Here is a 14,276-nt window from a genome sequence, read left to right on the forward strand (position 1 = left end):
TTCGGGCCAGCCTGCCGCCTCCGTTCGGTCTTGCACAGGTGGCAATGCAACAGCCAATAGCAATTCAACGATCTGTCGAACACCTCGATAGGGCCGACAGCGCGGGCCACAACCCGCCGTCCGCCCAGGGAAAAACGCCATGCAAGCTTCCAGCCTCGCCCTGCCCCTGACCCAGCCGCAAGCGGCCAATACCAGCGTCAGCCAGCGCCTGCCCAGCCCGCACCTGCTCAAGCAGCAAATGCCGCTGTCCAGCGCACTGGCCCAGCAAGTCCATGCCCACCGCCAGGCCATCCGCGATATCCTCGACGGCCACGACCAGCGCCTGCTGGTGATCGTCGGCCCATGCTCGATCCACGACCCACGCTCGGCCCTGGAATACGCCGATCGCCTTGCCGCCCTCAGCCGCGAAGTCGACGACCAGCTGCTGCTGGTGATGCGCGCCTACGTCGAAAAACCCCGTACCACGGTCGGCTGGAAAGGCCTGGCCTACGACCCGCACCTCGACGGTAGCGACGACATGCATGCCGGCATCGCCCTGTCCCGCGGGTTGATGCTGAACATGCTCGAACGCGGCCTGCCGATTGCCACCGAGTTGCTGCAACCGATGGCCGCCGGCTACTTCGATGACCTGCTGGCCTGGGCCGCGATTGGCGCGCGTACCACCGAATCGCAGATCCACCGCGAACTGGTCAGTGGCCTGGAGCTGCCGGTAGGCTTCAAGAACGGTACCGACGGCGGCACCGCCATCGCCAGCGACGCGATGCGCAGCGCCGCCCATCCGCACCGCCACTTCGGCATGGATGCGCAGGGCTACCCGGCCATCATCGAAACCCTGGGCAACCCGGATACCCACCTGGTGCTGCGTGGCGGCCACACCGGCCCGAACCACGATGCCGAGAGCATCGCCATGGCCCGCCAGGCATTGGCCAAGGCCGGGTTGCAGGCGCGCATCATGGTCGACTGCAGCCACGCCAACAGCGGCAAGGACCCCGCGCGCCAACCTGCCGTGTTCGACAACGTGCTGGCCCAGCGCCTGACCGGCGACCGCTCGATCGTCGGGGTCATGCTCGAGGGCCACCTGTTCGATGGCTGCCAGGCGCTGGGCAAGGGCCCACTGGCATACGGCGTGTCGATCACCGACGGCTGCCTGGGCTGGGCGTCGACCGAGACCCTGTTGCGCCAGGCGGCGGAAAAACTCCGGTAGGCCGCTTGCAAGCCTGGCGAGACATACCCCGGACAAGTGCGCTAGGCTTGCCTTTTTTACCCCCAAGGAGCAGTACCCATGGCCCGTGCAACCGCCCGCCACATCCTGGTCAGCAGCGAAGAGAAATGCAACGAACTGAAAGCGCAGATCGAAGCCGGTGCCGACTTCGCTGAAATCGCCAAGGCCAACTCCACCTGCCCGTCCAGCCGCCAGGGCGGTGACCTGGGCTCGTTCGGCCCGGGCCAGATGGTCAAGGAGTTCGACACCGTGGTCTTCAGCGCCCCGGTCAACACCGTGCAAGGCCCGGTGAAGACCCAGTTCGGCTACCACCTGCTGGAAGTGACCAGCCGCCAGGACTAAGCCCTCGCAGGCGATGAAGGCCCCGGTAGCAGCGGGTTCACCCGCGAATGTGTCAGTTCAGGCAACAAGATTGCCTGCACGGGCGCATTCGCGGGTGAACCCGCTGCCACGGTGGTTGCGTTGTCTGCTCCTGCTTGGTCTTGCCTTCAACGCCCACGCCACCCCCACCCACGCCCTCACCGTCTACGGCGAAGCCTCCCGCTACGCCGCCAGCTTCCAGCACTTCGACTACGTCAACCCCGACGCTCCCAAGGGCGGCATCCTGCGCCGCTCGGCGATCGAGATCGGCCAGTTCGACCATATCCTGCCGTACATCGACAAAGGCATCGGCGTCAGCGAGGTCGATGGCCTGCTCTATGCACCCTTGGCCATGCGTTCGTTCGATGAACCCTATACCGTCTATGGCCTGATTGCCCGGCGCATGGAGCGCGGCCCGGATGACGCCTGGCTGCGTTTCGAGATCGACCCGCGCGCAACCTTCGCCGATGGTCAGCCGGTACGTGCCGCAGACGTACGCTTCACCTTCGAGCTGCTGATGAACAAGGGCAGCCTCAAGTACCGCACCCAGTTCGCCGATGTGGCCGGGGTAACCGTGGAAGGCCCGCAGCGTGTGCGTTTCGACCTCAAGCCCGGGCATGGCCGCACCCTGGCACTGGACCTCGCCAGCCTGCCGGTGCTGCCCGAGCACGATTGGCAACAGCGCGATTTCGCCAACGGCGCCGGCTTCGACAAGCCGGTGGGCAGCGGGCCGTACCGTATCGGGCGCATCGACAATGGCCGCAGCATCACCTTCGAGCGTGACCCCAACTGGTGGGCGCGGGACCTGCCGGTCAGCCGTGGCCGCTACAATTTCGACAAGTTGCGCATCGAGTACTTCGGCGACACCGAAGTGGCGCGGCAGGTGCTCAAGGGCGGGGGCTACGACTACAATCGCGAATTCTCCGCCACCGCCTACACACTGGGCTACGCCGGCGCGCAACTGGATGACGGGCGTCTGCAGCGCGCTCACCTGGGCCCGGCCAAGCCGCAGGTTGCCCAGGGCTTCGTGTTCAATCTCGACCAGCCGCCGTTCAAGGACCGCCGCGTGCGCCAGGCGCTGGGCATGCTGTGGGATTTCGAATGGAGCAACCGGCAGATGATGCGCAACCTGTACATTCGCCAGCAAAGCGTGTTTTCCAACACCCCGCTGGCCGCCCGCCAGTTACCCGATGCCGGTGAGCTGCAACTGCTCGAGCCGCTGCGTGGCCAGGTGCCGGACGAGGTCTTCAGCAAGGTATTCAGCGCGCCGGTCACCGATGGCTCAGGGATCATTCGCCAGCAGCAGTTGCAGGCCCTGGCCCTGCTCGAGCAGGCCGGCTGGCACCCGCAGGGCGACCGCCTGGTCGACCGCCAAGGCACGCCGTTGGCGTTCACCTTTCTCAATGGCCAGGCGGGCATGGAGCGCCTGCTGCTGCCGTGGAAGCGCAACCTGGCGCAGATCGGCATCACCCTGAACATCCGCAATGTCGACTCGGCCCAGTACGTCAACCGCCTGATGGCCCGCGATTACGACATGATCGTCACCGGCTACCCGGTCACCCTGTCGCCTGGCGCCGAGCTGTACAACTACTTTGGCTCGGCAGCGGCCCATGACCCCGGTTCCAACAACCTGATGGTGCTTCAGGACCCTGCCGTGGACCGCCTGGTCGACGGCCTGGTGCGCGCCGCCAGCCAGGCCGACATGCTGCAGCATGCCCGCGCCCTGGACCGGGTGCTGCAATGGAACTACTACTGGATCCCCAACTATTACCCGCCGGGCAGCTCCACCGTGTGGTGGAACCGCTTCGGCCGGCCCAAGGTCCAGGCGGCCTATGACGAAGGCCTGGACACCTGGTGGGAGGTCAGCCCCAGCGCGCTGACCAATGCGCAGATGGCCGAGCGCCTGAAGGCTTCGCCATGACCAGCTACATTCTGCGGCGCCTGTTGCTGATCATCCCGACGTTGTTGGCGATCCTGCTGGTCAACTTCGCCATCGTCCAGGCGGCACCGGGCGGCCCGGTGGAACAGGCGGTGGCGCGCCTGCAAGGCCTTGGCGCCGGTGCGCCCGCTGCCCGCGCCGAGGTGGTGCATGGCGAGTCCCGCGCCAGCCGCGGCCTGGACCCGAAACTGATCGAAGAGATCAAGCGCCAATACGGCTTCGACAAGAGCGCCCCCGAGCGCCTGTGGCTGATGCTCGGCCAATACGCCCGGCTGGACTTCGGCAACAGCTTCTTCCGCGGCGCCAAGGTCACCCAGCTGATCCTCGACAAGCTGCCGGTTACCCTGTCGCTGGGCTTGTGGGCCACGCTGATCACCTACCTGGTCTCGATCCCGCTGGGCATCCGCAAGGCGGTACGCCATGGCAGCCGCTTCGATGCCTGGAGCAGCGCGCTGATCGTGGTCGGCTACGCCCTGCCCTCGTTCCTGTTCGCCCTGCTGCTGATCGTGGTGTTCGCCGGCGGCACCTCGCTCAACTGGTTCCCGGTGCGCGGCCTGGTTTCGGACAACTTCGACGAACTCAGCCTGCTGGGCCAGGTGGCAGACTACTTCTGGCACCTGGTGCTACCGGTCGGCGCCTTGGTCATCGGCGGCTTCGCCACCCTGACCCTGCTGACCAAGAACGCCTTCCTCGACGAGATTGCCCGGCAATACGTGGTCACCGCCCGCGCCAAGGGCCTGAGCGAGCGCCGGGTGCTGTATGGCCATGTGCTGCGCAATGCCATGCTGCTGGTAGTGGCCGGGTTGCCGCAGGCGTTGATCACGGTGTTCTTCGCCGGCTCGTTGCTGATCGAGGTGATCTTCTCGCTCGATGGCCTGGGCCGCATGAGCTATGACGCGGCGCTATCGCGCGATTACCCGGTGGTGTTCGGCACGCTGTTCATCTTTACCCTGGCGGGCCTGTTGATCCGCCTGATCGGCGACCTGTCGTATACCTTGCTCGACCCGCGTATCGACTTCGACACGAGGGCGCACTGATGCTTTCACCGGTATCGCGCCGTCGCCTGCAACGCTTTCGCCGCAACCGCCTTGGCTGGGTCTCGCTGTGGCTGTTCGCCTGCCTGCTGCTACTGAGCCTGGGTGCCGAACTGGTGGCCAACGACAAGCCGCTGCTGCTGGGCTACAAGGGTGAATTGTACGTGCCGGCGCTCAAGCGCTACAGCGAACAGCAGTTCGGCGGCCAGCTGCCGTTCCAGCCGGATTACCGCAGCGCCTACGTGCGCCAACTGATCGCCGACCAGGGCGGCTGGATGCTGTTCGCGCCCATCCCGTTCAGTGCCGATACGCCCAACTACGACTTGCAGGTACCCACGCCCAGCCCGCCCAGCCCCAGCAACTGGCTGGGCACCGACGACCAGGGCCGCGACGTGCTGGCCCGTGTGTTGTATGGCACTCGGGTATCGTTGCTGTTCGCCTTTGCCCTGACCGTGGTCAGCGTCCTCATCGGCGTGGCGGCCGGCGCCCTGCAGGGCTACCACGGCGGCTGGGTCGACCTGCTCGGGCAGCGCCTGCTGGAGGTATGGTCGGGGCTGCCGGTGCTGTACCTGCTGATCATCCTCAGCGGCTTTGTCGAACCGGACTTCTGGTGGTTGCTGGGGATCATGGCGCTGTTTTCCTGGCTGACCCTGGTCGATGTGGTGCGCGCCGAGTTCCTGCGCGGGCGCAACCTGGAATACGTCAAGGCGGCTCGGGCGCTGGGGTTGCCGGACAACCAGGTGATGCTGCGGCACATACTGCCCAATGCGATGAACGCCACGCTCACCTATGTACCGTTCATGCTGACCGGGGCGATCACGACCCTGACGGCACTGGATTTTCTCGGCTTCGGCATGCCGGCCGGGAGCGCTTCGCTGGGTGAGCTGGTGACCCAGGGCAAGCAACACCTGGAGGCGCCGTGGCTGGGCTTTACCGCGTTCTTTGCACTGGCGGTGATCCTGTCGTTGCTGGTGTTTATCGGCGATGCCTTGCGCGAGGCGTTCGACCCCAGAGGGTAGGCTTTCAAGCCTGGCCTGTTCGCGGGTAAACCCGCTGCCACAGGTATCCCACGGAATTCAGCCTTCACGTTGAGCCGGCGGGAACGGGTTTACCCGTGAACAGGCCGGCACTGCTTTTACATGATTCGGAACTTGACCCATGCACGACAGCGACAGCCTCAAGGACTACCCCCAGGTACGGCAACTGGCGATCCGCTCGCTGTTCGAGATCATCGAACAGTCCAGCGAAGGCACGGTGATCGTCGACCGCCAGGCACGCATCGTGTGGATGAACGAACGCTATGCCCGGCGTTTTGGCCTGGCCGATGCCGCCGGCGCCATCGGCCAGCCGTGCGAGGCAGTGATACCGGGTAGCCTGATGCGCGAGGTGGTGAACAATGGCCGGCCGATCCTGCTCGACATGCTCGATACCTCCAACGAGCCGCTGGTGGTCATGCGCCTGCCCATCCACGATGACCAGGGCACGCTGATCGGTGCCATCGGCTTTGCCCTGTTCGATCAACTGCGCAGCTTGTCGCCCCTGCTCAAACGCTACTCCAGCATGCAGCAGGAACTGGCCTCGACCCGCTCGCAGCTACGCGCCCGCCAGGCCAAATACAGCTTCGCCCAGTTCGTTGGCAGCAGCGCTGCCAGCCTGGAGGCCAAGCGCCGCGCCCGGCGTGGCGCCAGCAGTGATTCGCCGGTGTTGCTGCTGGGCGAAACCGGCACCGGCAAGGAGCTGCTGGCCCACGCCATCCACGCAGCATCGGCGCGCGCGCACAAGGCCTTTGTCAGCATCAACAGCGCAGCGATCCCGGAAACGCTGCTGGAGGCCGAATTCTTCGGTACCGCCCCCGGCGCCTTCACTGGCGCCGACCGCAAGGGCCGCAGTGGCAAGCTGCAACTGGCCGAAGGCGGCACGCTGTTTCTCGACGAGATCGGTGACATGCCGCTGGCGCTGCAAAGCAAGCTGTTGCGCGTGCTGCAGGAGAAGGAATACGAACCGGTTGGTTCCAACCAGATGCTGCGCAGCGACGTGCGCATCATAGCCGCCACCTCGATCGACCTGCAGGCCGCCATCGCCCGCGGCGCGTTCCGTGCCGACCTGTATTACCGGCTCAACGTGCTACCGATCGAGGTGCCACCGCTGCGACAACGGCTGGAGGACCTGCCGGCACTGTGCGAGGCCATCCTCAGCGAGCTCGGCAGCCAGTACGAGCTGGAGCCTGAAGCGCAGCAACTGCTGGCGCGACATGCCTGGCCGGGGAATATCCGCGAATTGCGCAATGTGCTGGAGCGGGCCGCCTTGCTGGCAGACCAGCCGCGGCTCGGGGCTGGCGACCTGCGTACGGCGTTGGGGCCGTTGAGCCCGGCGGCGGAGGCGCCCGTGCGCCAGAGCTATCGTGAGGCCTGTGCGCAGTTCGAGCGCGAGTTGATTGCCAGGGCACTGGCCGAGCATGAAGGAAATGTGCCAGAGGCTGCAGCCGCGTTGGGGCTGGGTCGATCGACCTTGTACAAGAAGATGGTAGCGCTTGGTCTCTAATTTGAGACTTTCTTTTCTATCTGGAGATTGCTGCGAAAGCTGCGCCCACGATCGCGACATGAGGCCGCCCCTACAGGTTATCGCGGTGTCTGTGTAGGAGCGGCCTTGCGTCGCGATGGCCGCAAAGCGGTCAGAAAAATCTCAAATCAGAGACAAAAACCAAGTTAAAAACAAATTAACCATAAAATTCAATAACTTAGAAACTGGCACGATTCCCGCTAATGCCTGGGCACCGATAAAAACAAGACTCACCCAGGAGACCCACCCCGATGACCGTGCTCATCGCCCTCGCCGCCTTGGCCCTGCTGATGCTCGCCGCCTACCGTGGCTACAGCGTAATCCTCTTCGCCCCGATCGCCGCCCTCGGCGCCGTGCTGCTCACCGACCCGTCTGCCGTAGCGCCTGCTTTCACCGGGGTGTTCATGGAAAAAATGGTCGGTTTCATCAAACTCTACTTCCCGGTGTTCCTGCTGGGGGCGGTGTTCGGCAAGCTGATCGAGCTGTCGGGCTTCTCCCGCTCGATCGTCGCCGCGGCCATCCGCGTGCTCGGCACCCGCCAGGCGATGCTGGTGATCGTGCTGGTCTGCGCCCTGCTCACCTACGGCGGTGTTTCGCTATTCGTGGTGGTGTTCGCGGTGTACCCGTTCGCCGCCGAGATGTTCCGCCAGAGCAACATCCCCAAACGACTGATTCCGGCCACCATCGCCCTGGGCGCATTCTCGTTCACCATGGACGCCCTGCCCGGCACCCCGCAGATCCAGAACATCATCCCCAGCACCTTCTTCAACACCACCGCCTGGGCCGCGCCCTGGCTGGGCCTGATCGGCACGCTGTTCGTGTTCTGTGCGGGCATGGCCTACCTGCAGCGCCAGCGCAACAAGGCACAACGTGCCGGTGAAGGCTACGGCAGCAACTTGCGCAACGAACCGGAAACCGCTGCCGACCTGGCCTTGCCCAACCCCTGGCTGGCCTTGTCGCCGCTGCTGCTGGTGGGGGTGATGAACCTGCTCTTCACCCACTGGATCCCGCAATGGTACGGCTCCAGCCACAGCCTGCAACTGCCTGGCATGAGCGCACCGGTGCAAAGCGACGTGGCCAAGCTGACAGCGATCTGGGCGGTGCAGGCGGCCTTGCTGGTAGGCATCCTGATGGTGCTGGTGTGTGCCTTCGGCGCCATTCGCACACGCCTGGCCGAAGGCAGCAAGAGTGCCGTGGCCGGCGCCTTGCTGGCGGCCATGAACACCGCCTCGGAATACGGTTTTGGCGCGGTGATCGCCTCGCTGCCGGGCTTCCTGGTGCTGGCCGACGCCCTGCGCGGCATCCCCAACCCGCTGGTCAACGAGGCCATCACCGTGACCTTGCTGGCCGGGATCACCGGGTCTGCCTCGGGCGGCATGAGCATCGCCCTGGCGGCCATGGGCGACAGTTTCATTGCCGCGGCCAATGCCGCCCACATTCCGCTGGAAGTGCTGCACCGGGTAGCGGCCATGGCCAGCGGCGGCATGGACACCCTGCCGCACAATGGCGCAGTCATCACCTTGCTGGCGGTGACCGGGCTGACCCACCGCGAGGCCTACAAGGACATTTTCGGTATCACCCTGATCAAGACCCTGGCGGTGTTCGTGGTCATCACCACGTTCTACGCCACCGGTATCGTCTAAGGAGCATTGCATGACCCTCAATGGCAAGACTGCACTCGTGACCGGCTCGACCAGCGGCATCGGCCTGGGCATTGCCCAGGTGCTGGCCCGCGCGGGCGCCAACATCGTGCTCAATGGCTTTGGCGACCCGACGGCGGCGCTGGCCGAGATCGCCCGGTACGGGGTGAAGGGGGTCCATCACCCGGCCGACCTGTCGGACGTGGCCCAGATCGAGGCGCTGTTCACCCAGGCCGAGCAGGCGTTCGGCGGCGTCGACATCCTCGTCAACAACGCCGGGATCCAGCATGTGGCGCCGGTGGAGCAGTTTCCGCCAGAAAGCTGGGACAAGATCATCGCCCTCAACCTGTCAGCCGTGTTTCACGGTACACGGCTGGCCTTGCCTGGCATGCGCACCCGCAACTGGGGACGCATCATCAACATCGCTTCGGTGCATGGCCTGGTCGGCTCGACCGGCAAGGCGGCCTATGTGGCGGCCAAGCACGGCGTGGTCGGCCTGACCAAGGTGGTGGGCCTGGAAACCGCCACCAGCAACGTCACCTGCAATGCCATCTGCCCAGGCTGGGTGCTGACCCCGCTGGTGCAGAAGCAGATCGACGATCGTGCCGCCAACGGCGGCGATCCGCTACAAGCGCAACATGATCTGCTGGCTGAAAAGCAACCCTCACTGGCCTTCGTTACCCCCGAGCACCTGGGCGAGCTGGTACTATTCCTGTGCAGCGAGGCCGCAAGCCAGGTTCGCGGTGCCGCGTGGAACGTCGATGGTGGCTGGTTGGCCCAGTGACGGGCGGCCTGGTCCTGGCGCTGGCCTGGCATTCGTCTATCTGCAAGGAGGCCCTATGCGCCCAACCCCGATGACCGCAATCCTGACCCTGACCCTGGCGGCTGCCACGCAAGCGTCAGCTACCAGCCTGAAAGATGTCGCGCCCTACCCCGAGGCGGAAAAAGGCTTCACCCGGCAAGTCATTCACCTGCCGGCTCAGGCCGATGAATCGGCCTACCAACTGGAAATCCTCGCCGGCAAGACCCTGCAGGTGGACTGCAACCGTCAACGCCTGGGCGGCAGCCTGGAAGAACGTACCCTGGAAGGCTGGGGTTACAGCTACTACCGCCTGGACAAGGTCAGCGGCCCGGCCAGCACCCTGATGGCCTGCCCGGATGGCAAGCACACCGAGGCCTTCGTGCCGGTGGTCGGTGAAGGCTTCATGCTGCGCTACAACAGCAAACTGCCGGTGGTGGTGTATGTGCCCAAGGATGTCGAAGTGCGCTACCGCATCTGGAGCGCATCGCAGGACGTGCAAAGGGCTAAAGTAGAGTAAACACCGTTCCTTGTAGGAGCGGCCTTGCGTCGCGATGGGCTGCGAAGCAGGCCCGGATTTTCAGCTTCGCAGCACAAATTGTCGGGGCTGCTTCGCAGCCCATCGCGACGCAAGGCCGCTCCTACAGGTTCAGGCCCACATCTGGCAGTAGCAGGAGGTACGGCATGAACGATGTGCTCTGGCGCCCCTCCACGGCGCAGATCGCGGCCAGCCGGATGGACGCTTTCCGCCGCTGGGTCAACCTGCGCTACAACCTGCAGCTCGACGACTACCACGCGCTGCACCGCTGGAGCAACGAACAGCGCCCGGCCTTCTGGCAAACCCTCGCCGACTATTTCCACGTTCACTGGCATACCCCGCCGAGCCAGGTGCTCAGCGAAGGTGCGCAAATGCCCGATGCCCGCTGGTTCAACCAGGCCACACTGAACTTCGCCGAACACCTGCTGCGCCGCCGTGATGACCGCCCGGCCCTGGTCAGCGTGCGTGAAGACGGGCAACGCCAGGTACTGACCCATGCCCAGCTGGCAGCTCAGGTGGGCGGGTTGCAAAAAGCCTTCAAGGCAGCCGGCATCGGCCCCGGCGACCGGGTCGCCGCGATCATGCCCAATACCTGGCAAACTCTGGTCGCCATGCTGGCCTGCACTGGCCTCGGCGCCGTCTGGTCCAGTTCGTCGCCCGAGTTCGGTGTACACGGCATCATCGATCGCTTCGGCCAGATCGAACCCAGGCTGCTGATCGCCTGTGCCGGTTACCAATACGCCGGCAAGGACATCGACCAGGTAGACAAGGTCAACCAGGTGTGCGCGCAGTTGCCCGGGCTGCAACAGCTGATCGTGGTCCCCCATACCCGCAGCGGTACGCGTGGCGACGAGTTCCAGGCTGCCAACGTCAGCTTGTGGGACGAGTACTTCCAGCCTGGCGGCGAACCCTGCTTCACCCCACTGCCGTTCGATCATCCGCTGTACATCCTGTATTCCAGCGGCACCACTGGCGCGCCCAAGTGCATCGTCCACCGCGCGGGCGGGGTGTTGTTGCAACACCTCAAGGAACACGGCCTGCACAATGACCTGAAGGCCGATGATGTGCTGTTCTACTACACCACCTGCGGCTGGATGATGTGGAACTGGCTGGCCAGCGGCCTGGCCGTGGGTACAACGCTGGTGCTGTATGACGGCTCGCCCTTTCACCCTGGCCCCGAACGGCTGCTCGACCTGATCGACGCCGAGGGCATCCAGGCCTTCGGTACCAGTGCCAAGTACCTGGCGGCTCTGGAACAGGCAGGCCTGGAACCGGCGGCAAGCCATCGCCTGACCAGCTTGCGGCTGTTGCTGTCCACTGGCTCGCCGTTGTCGCCACACAGCTACGATTACGTGTACCGCAAGGTCAAGGCCGACCTGTGCCTGGCGTCCATGTCCGGCGGCACCGACATTGTCTCCTGCTTCGTGCTGGGCAACCCGACCCTGCCGGTGCGCCGTGGCGAAATCCAGTGCAAGGGCCTGGGCATGGCAGTGGAAGTGTGGAACGAGCACGGTCAGCCGGTACTGGGCGAAAAAGGCGAACTGGTGTGCACGCACCATTTCCCGTCAATGCCGCTGGGGTTCTGGCATGACCCGGACGGCAGCCGTTATCACGACGCCTATTTCAGCCAGTTCCCCGGGGTGTGGGCCCAGGGCGACTACGCCGAACAGCGCGCCGACGGTGGGTTGGTGATCCATGGCCGCTCCGATGCCGTGCTCAACCCCGGTGGCGTGCGCATTGGCACGGCGGAGATCTACCGCCAGGTGGAAAAGGTCGCGCAGGTACTGGAAAGCGTGGCCATCGGCCAGGACTGGAACGGCGATGTGCGGGTGGTGCTGTTCGTGCGCCTGCGTGACGGCCTGCAGCTGGACGATGCCCTGCGCCAGCAGATCCGCCAGGTGATCCGTCAGTACACCACGCCGCGCCATGTGCCGGCGGTGATCGCCCAGGTCGATGACATCCCGCGGACCATCAGCGGCAAGGTGGTGGAGCTGGCGGTGCGCAATGTGGTGCATGGCCTGCCGGTGAAGAATACCGACGCCCTGGCCAACCCGGAGGCACTGGAGCAGTTTCGTGGACGCAAGGAATTGCAAAGCTGACGTTTATGCCTGGCAATTGTAGGAGCGGCCTTGCGTCGCGATGGGCTGCGCAGCAGCCCCGTCAATCTGTGCTGCGGAGCTGAAAACCTGGGGCCGCTGCGCAGCCCATCGCGACGCAAGGCCGCTCCTACAGGGCATGCGTAATGGCTTCAAGCGGGGTAAGTCGGGCATAATGTGCGCCTTTTGCACCCGCGAAGCACAGGTACTGTACTGCCATGAAAGCCCAAGCCCGCCACATCCTGGTCAAGACCGCTGACGAAGCCGAAAAGCTCAAGCAGCGCATCGCCAATGGCGAGGCTTTCGACGTCCTGGCAAAAAAATTCTCGACCTGCCCCTCAGGCAAGCGCGGCGGTGACCTGGGCGAGATCCGCCCAGGGCAGATGGTCGGCGCCATCGACCAGGTGATTTTCAAGAAGCCCCTGCGCGTGGTCCACGGGCCGATCAAGAGCAAGTTCGGCTATCACCTGGTGCAAACCTTCTATCGCGACTGATGGCCGCCTAGCGGCGCGCAGCCAGCAGGCCGAGGCCGGCACAGCCCAGCAGGGAGGCGCTGATCCGGTTGAACAGCCGGCGTGGGCCGGGCTGGCTGAACCAGCGCTGCAGGTAGGCACCGAGGCCGGCGTAGATGGCGATGGCGGCCCACTCCAACAGCAGGAACAATACCCCCAGCCAGAGGAACTGCTCGCTCACCGGCGTGGCACTGCCGACCGAGACGAACTGCGGCAGGAAGGCGGTGAAGATCAGAATCGCCTTGGGGTTGCCGGCTGCTACCCAGAACTCCTGGCGCGCCAGGCGCCAGGTGCCGCGCGGGTGATCTGCGGCCACCAGCGCTTCGCCCACCGGCGCCCGCCACAGCTGCCAGGCGATGTAGAACAGGTACCCTGCCCCGAGCACCTTGATGGCCAGAAACAGGTACTCGCTGGTATGCAGCACCACGGCCAGGCCCATGGCAGCCAGGGCGATCATGCCGCTGAAGGCGACGATGCGCCCGCCACCGGCCACACATGCCGTGCGCAGGCCGTAGCGGCTGGCGTTGTGCAGCGACAGCAGGTTGTTCGGCCCCGGTGCCATGTTCAAGGCAAAGCAGGCGGGGATGAACAGCAGCAGGCTTGAAAGGTCCATTGTCTTTCCTCTGGCGAACAGGCGTCTATTGCGGCGGATACGGGCCTGACGGTCAAGTTACAGCCAGCGGAAAAAACTGTATGGGTGCGCCGCGCCTGATAAGCTGCCGGCCATGCCGAGGATTACCATGATGCCCCGTTCCCATGCCACGCTGTGGCGCGACCCGGCCCTGCCGCATGTCGAAAGCCGCCGCGCCTGCCATAGCCGGGCCTGCTACAAGGCCCATAGCCACCCGACGTTCTCCATCGGTGCGGTGGATGCTGGCGTCAGTCACTTTACCGGCGCTGGTAACGGGCAGGAACGCCTTACGCCCGGAACGCTGGTCATGGTCCCGGCCCGCTGTGTGCATGCCTGCAACCCCGAGCCCGGGCAGGCCTGGAGCTACCAGATGCTGCATGTAGCGGCCGACTGGCTGGCCCGTTTGCGCCAGGAGTCGGCGCTGACCGGTGAAGAACACGGTGGAGGACCCGGTGGACCGGCACGCATCTGTCGCGACCCTGAGGTATACCGACAGTTCTGCGAGCTGAACCGGTTATTGTTTTCCAGCGCCAGCAGTGGCGAAAAGGATGCCGCGCTGGTTGCCTTCCTGGGTGACCTGGATTTTACCGCGCATCCACCGCTGGCACCGGCACCCGCCCTGGGGGCGAATGCTTTGAGCGGGTTGATCGCAGCTATAGAGGGCCTTGACCCGGCACAGTTGAATCTCGATGCACTGGCCCGAAAAGCCGGGGTTGGCCGATATCAGTTGATCCGCGCCTTTCGCGCGGCCACTGGCTTTACCCCGCATGCCTACCTGGTCAATGCACGGGTCAACCGTGGCCGGGCGCTGCTGGGTGAAGGGCAGGCGCTGGCAGAGGTCGCCTACCGGCTGGGCTTTGCCGACCAGAGCCATTTCCAGCGGGTGTTCAAGGCCCATGTGGGGGTGACCCCAGGGCAATATCGAGGGGCTGAATAGCGATACGGA

The 14,276-nt window shown here is 65.0% G+C and carries 13 protein-coding genes; 12 read left to right on the plus strand and 1 reads right to left on the minus strand.

All coding sequences use genetic code 11. The features are described from left to right. The first annotated feature begins 139 nt into the window (after positions 1–139). The 11 genes from JKP78_RS02280 (at position 140) to JKP78_RS02330 (ending at position 12,681) form a co-directional block, all read left to right on the plus strand. On the plus strand, positions 140–1,204 hold the full coding sequence (locus JKP78_RS02280) for a 3-deoxy-7-phosphoheptulonate synthase (protein ID WP_200625973.1): 1,065 nt from the start codon (positions 140–142) through the stop codon (positions 1,202–1,204). A 78-nt stretch (positions 1,205–1,282) separates the two neighbouring features. Then, positions 1,283–1,564, plus strand: coding sequence for a peptidylprolyl isomerase (locus JKP78_RS02285; RefSeq protein ID WP_003258780.1), 282 nt, complete (start codon positions 1,283–1,285; stop codon positions 1,562–1,564). 13 nt (positions 1,565–1,577) lie between these two features. Then, on the plus strand, positions 1,578–3,503 hold the full coding sequence (locus JKP78_RS02290) for an extracellular solute-binding protein (RefSeq protein WP_200625974.1): 1,926 nt from the start codon (positions 1,578–1,580) through the stop codon (positions 3,501–3,503). After that, positions 3,500–4,558, plus strand: coding sequence for a microcin C ABC transporter permease YejB (locus tag JKP78_RS02295; protein WP_186690370.1), 1,059 nt, complete (start codon positions 3,500–3,502; stop codon positions 4,556–4,558). The genes JKP78_RS02290 and JKP78_RS02295 overlap by 4 nt, the downstream gene beginning before the upstream one ends. Next, a complete protein-coding gene (locus JKP78_RS02300; RefSeq protein WP_186690372.1) occupies positions 4,558–5,574 on the plus strand; it encodes an ABC transporter permease in 1,017 nt (338 codons plus the stop codon). The genes JKP78_RS02295 and JKP78_RS02300 overlap by 1 nt, the downstream gene beginning before the upstream one ends. A gap of 139 nt (positions 5,575–5,713) precedes the next feature. After that, on the plus strand, positions 5,714–7,096 hold the full coding sequence (locus tag JKP78_RS02305; RefSeq protein WP_200625975.1) for a sigma-54 interaction domain-containing protein: 1,383 nt from the start codon (positions 5,714–5,716) through the stop codon (positions 7,094–7,096). Positions 7,097–7,365: 269 nt separating this feature from the next. Continuing rightward, positions 7,366–8,757 carry a GntP family permease gene (locus JKP78_RS02310; protein WP_200625976.1) on the plus strand — a complete coding sequence of 464 codons (1,392 nt, stop codon included), beginning with the start codon at positions 7,366–7,368 and terminating at the stop codon, positions 8,755–8,757. 10 nt (positions 8,758–8,767) lie between these two features. Continuing rightward, positions 8,768–9,538, plus strand: coding sequence for a 3-hydroxybutyrate dehydrogenase (gene hbdH, locus JKP78_RS02315; protein WP_186690377.1), 771 nt, complete (start codon positions 8,768–8,770; stop codon positions 9,536–9,538). Between the two features lie 55 nt (positions 9,539–9,593). Beyond that, the gene (eco, locus tag JKP78_RS02320; RefSeq protein WP_186690378.1) at positions 9,594–10,073 is read left to right on the plus strand and encodes a serine protease inhibitor ecotin; all 480 of its coding nucleotides are present in this window, start codon (positions 9,594–9,596) and stop codon (positions 10,071–10,073) included. Between the two features lie 164 nt (positions 10,074–10,237). Next, complete coding sequence (locus tag JKP78_RS02325; protein WP_200625977.1) at positions 10,238–12,190, plus strand: acetoacetate--CoA ligase; 1,953 nt, start codon at positions 10,238–10,240, stop codon at positions 12,188–12,190. Between the two features lie 215 nt (positions 12,191–12,405). Continuing rightward, positions 12,406–12,681 (plus strand): peptidylprolyl isomerase, encoded by a 276-nt coding sequence (locus JKP78_RS02330; RefSeq protein WP_013972552.1) that lies wholly within the window; start codon positions 12,406–12,408, stop codon positions 12,679–12,681. A 7-nt stretch (positions 12,682–12,688) separates the two neighbouring features. Here the strand turns inward: JKP78_RS02330 and JKP78_RS02335 are convergent, their stop codons facing one another. Beyond that, positions 12,689–13,312 (minus strand): LysE family translocator, encoded by a 624-nt coding sequence (locus tag JKP78_RS02335; RefSeq protein WP_200625978.1) that lies wholly within the window; start codon positions 13,310–13,312, stop codon positions 12,689–12,691. A 130-nt stretch (positions 13,313–13,442) separates the two neighbouring features. On the opposite strand from JKP78_RS02335, the gene JKP78_RS02340 reads away from it, so the two are divergent. Continuing rightward, positions 13,443–14,267 (plus strand): AraC family transcriptional regulator, encoded by an 825-nt coding sequence (locus JKP78_RS02340; protein ID WP_200625979.1) that lies wholly within the window; start codon positions 13,443–13,445, stop codon positions 14,265–14,267. Positions 14,268–14,276: the final 9 nt, after the last annotated feature.

The sequence above is a fragment of the Pseudomonas sp. LAM2023 genome (assembly GCF_016620375.1).
In the GTDB taxonomy this organism is placed as follows: Bacteria; Pseudomonadota; Gammaproteobacteria; order Pseudomonadales; family Pseudomonadaceae; genus Aquipseudomonas; species Aquipseudomonas anuradhapurensis.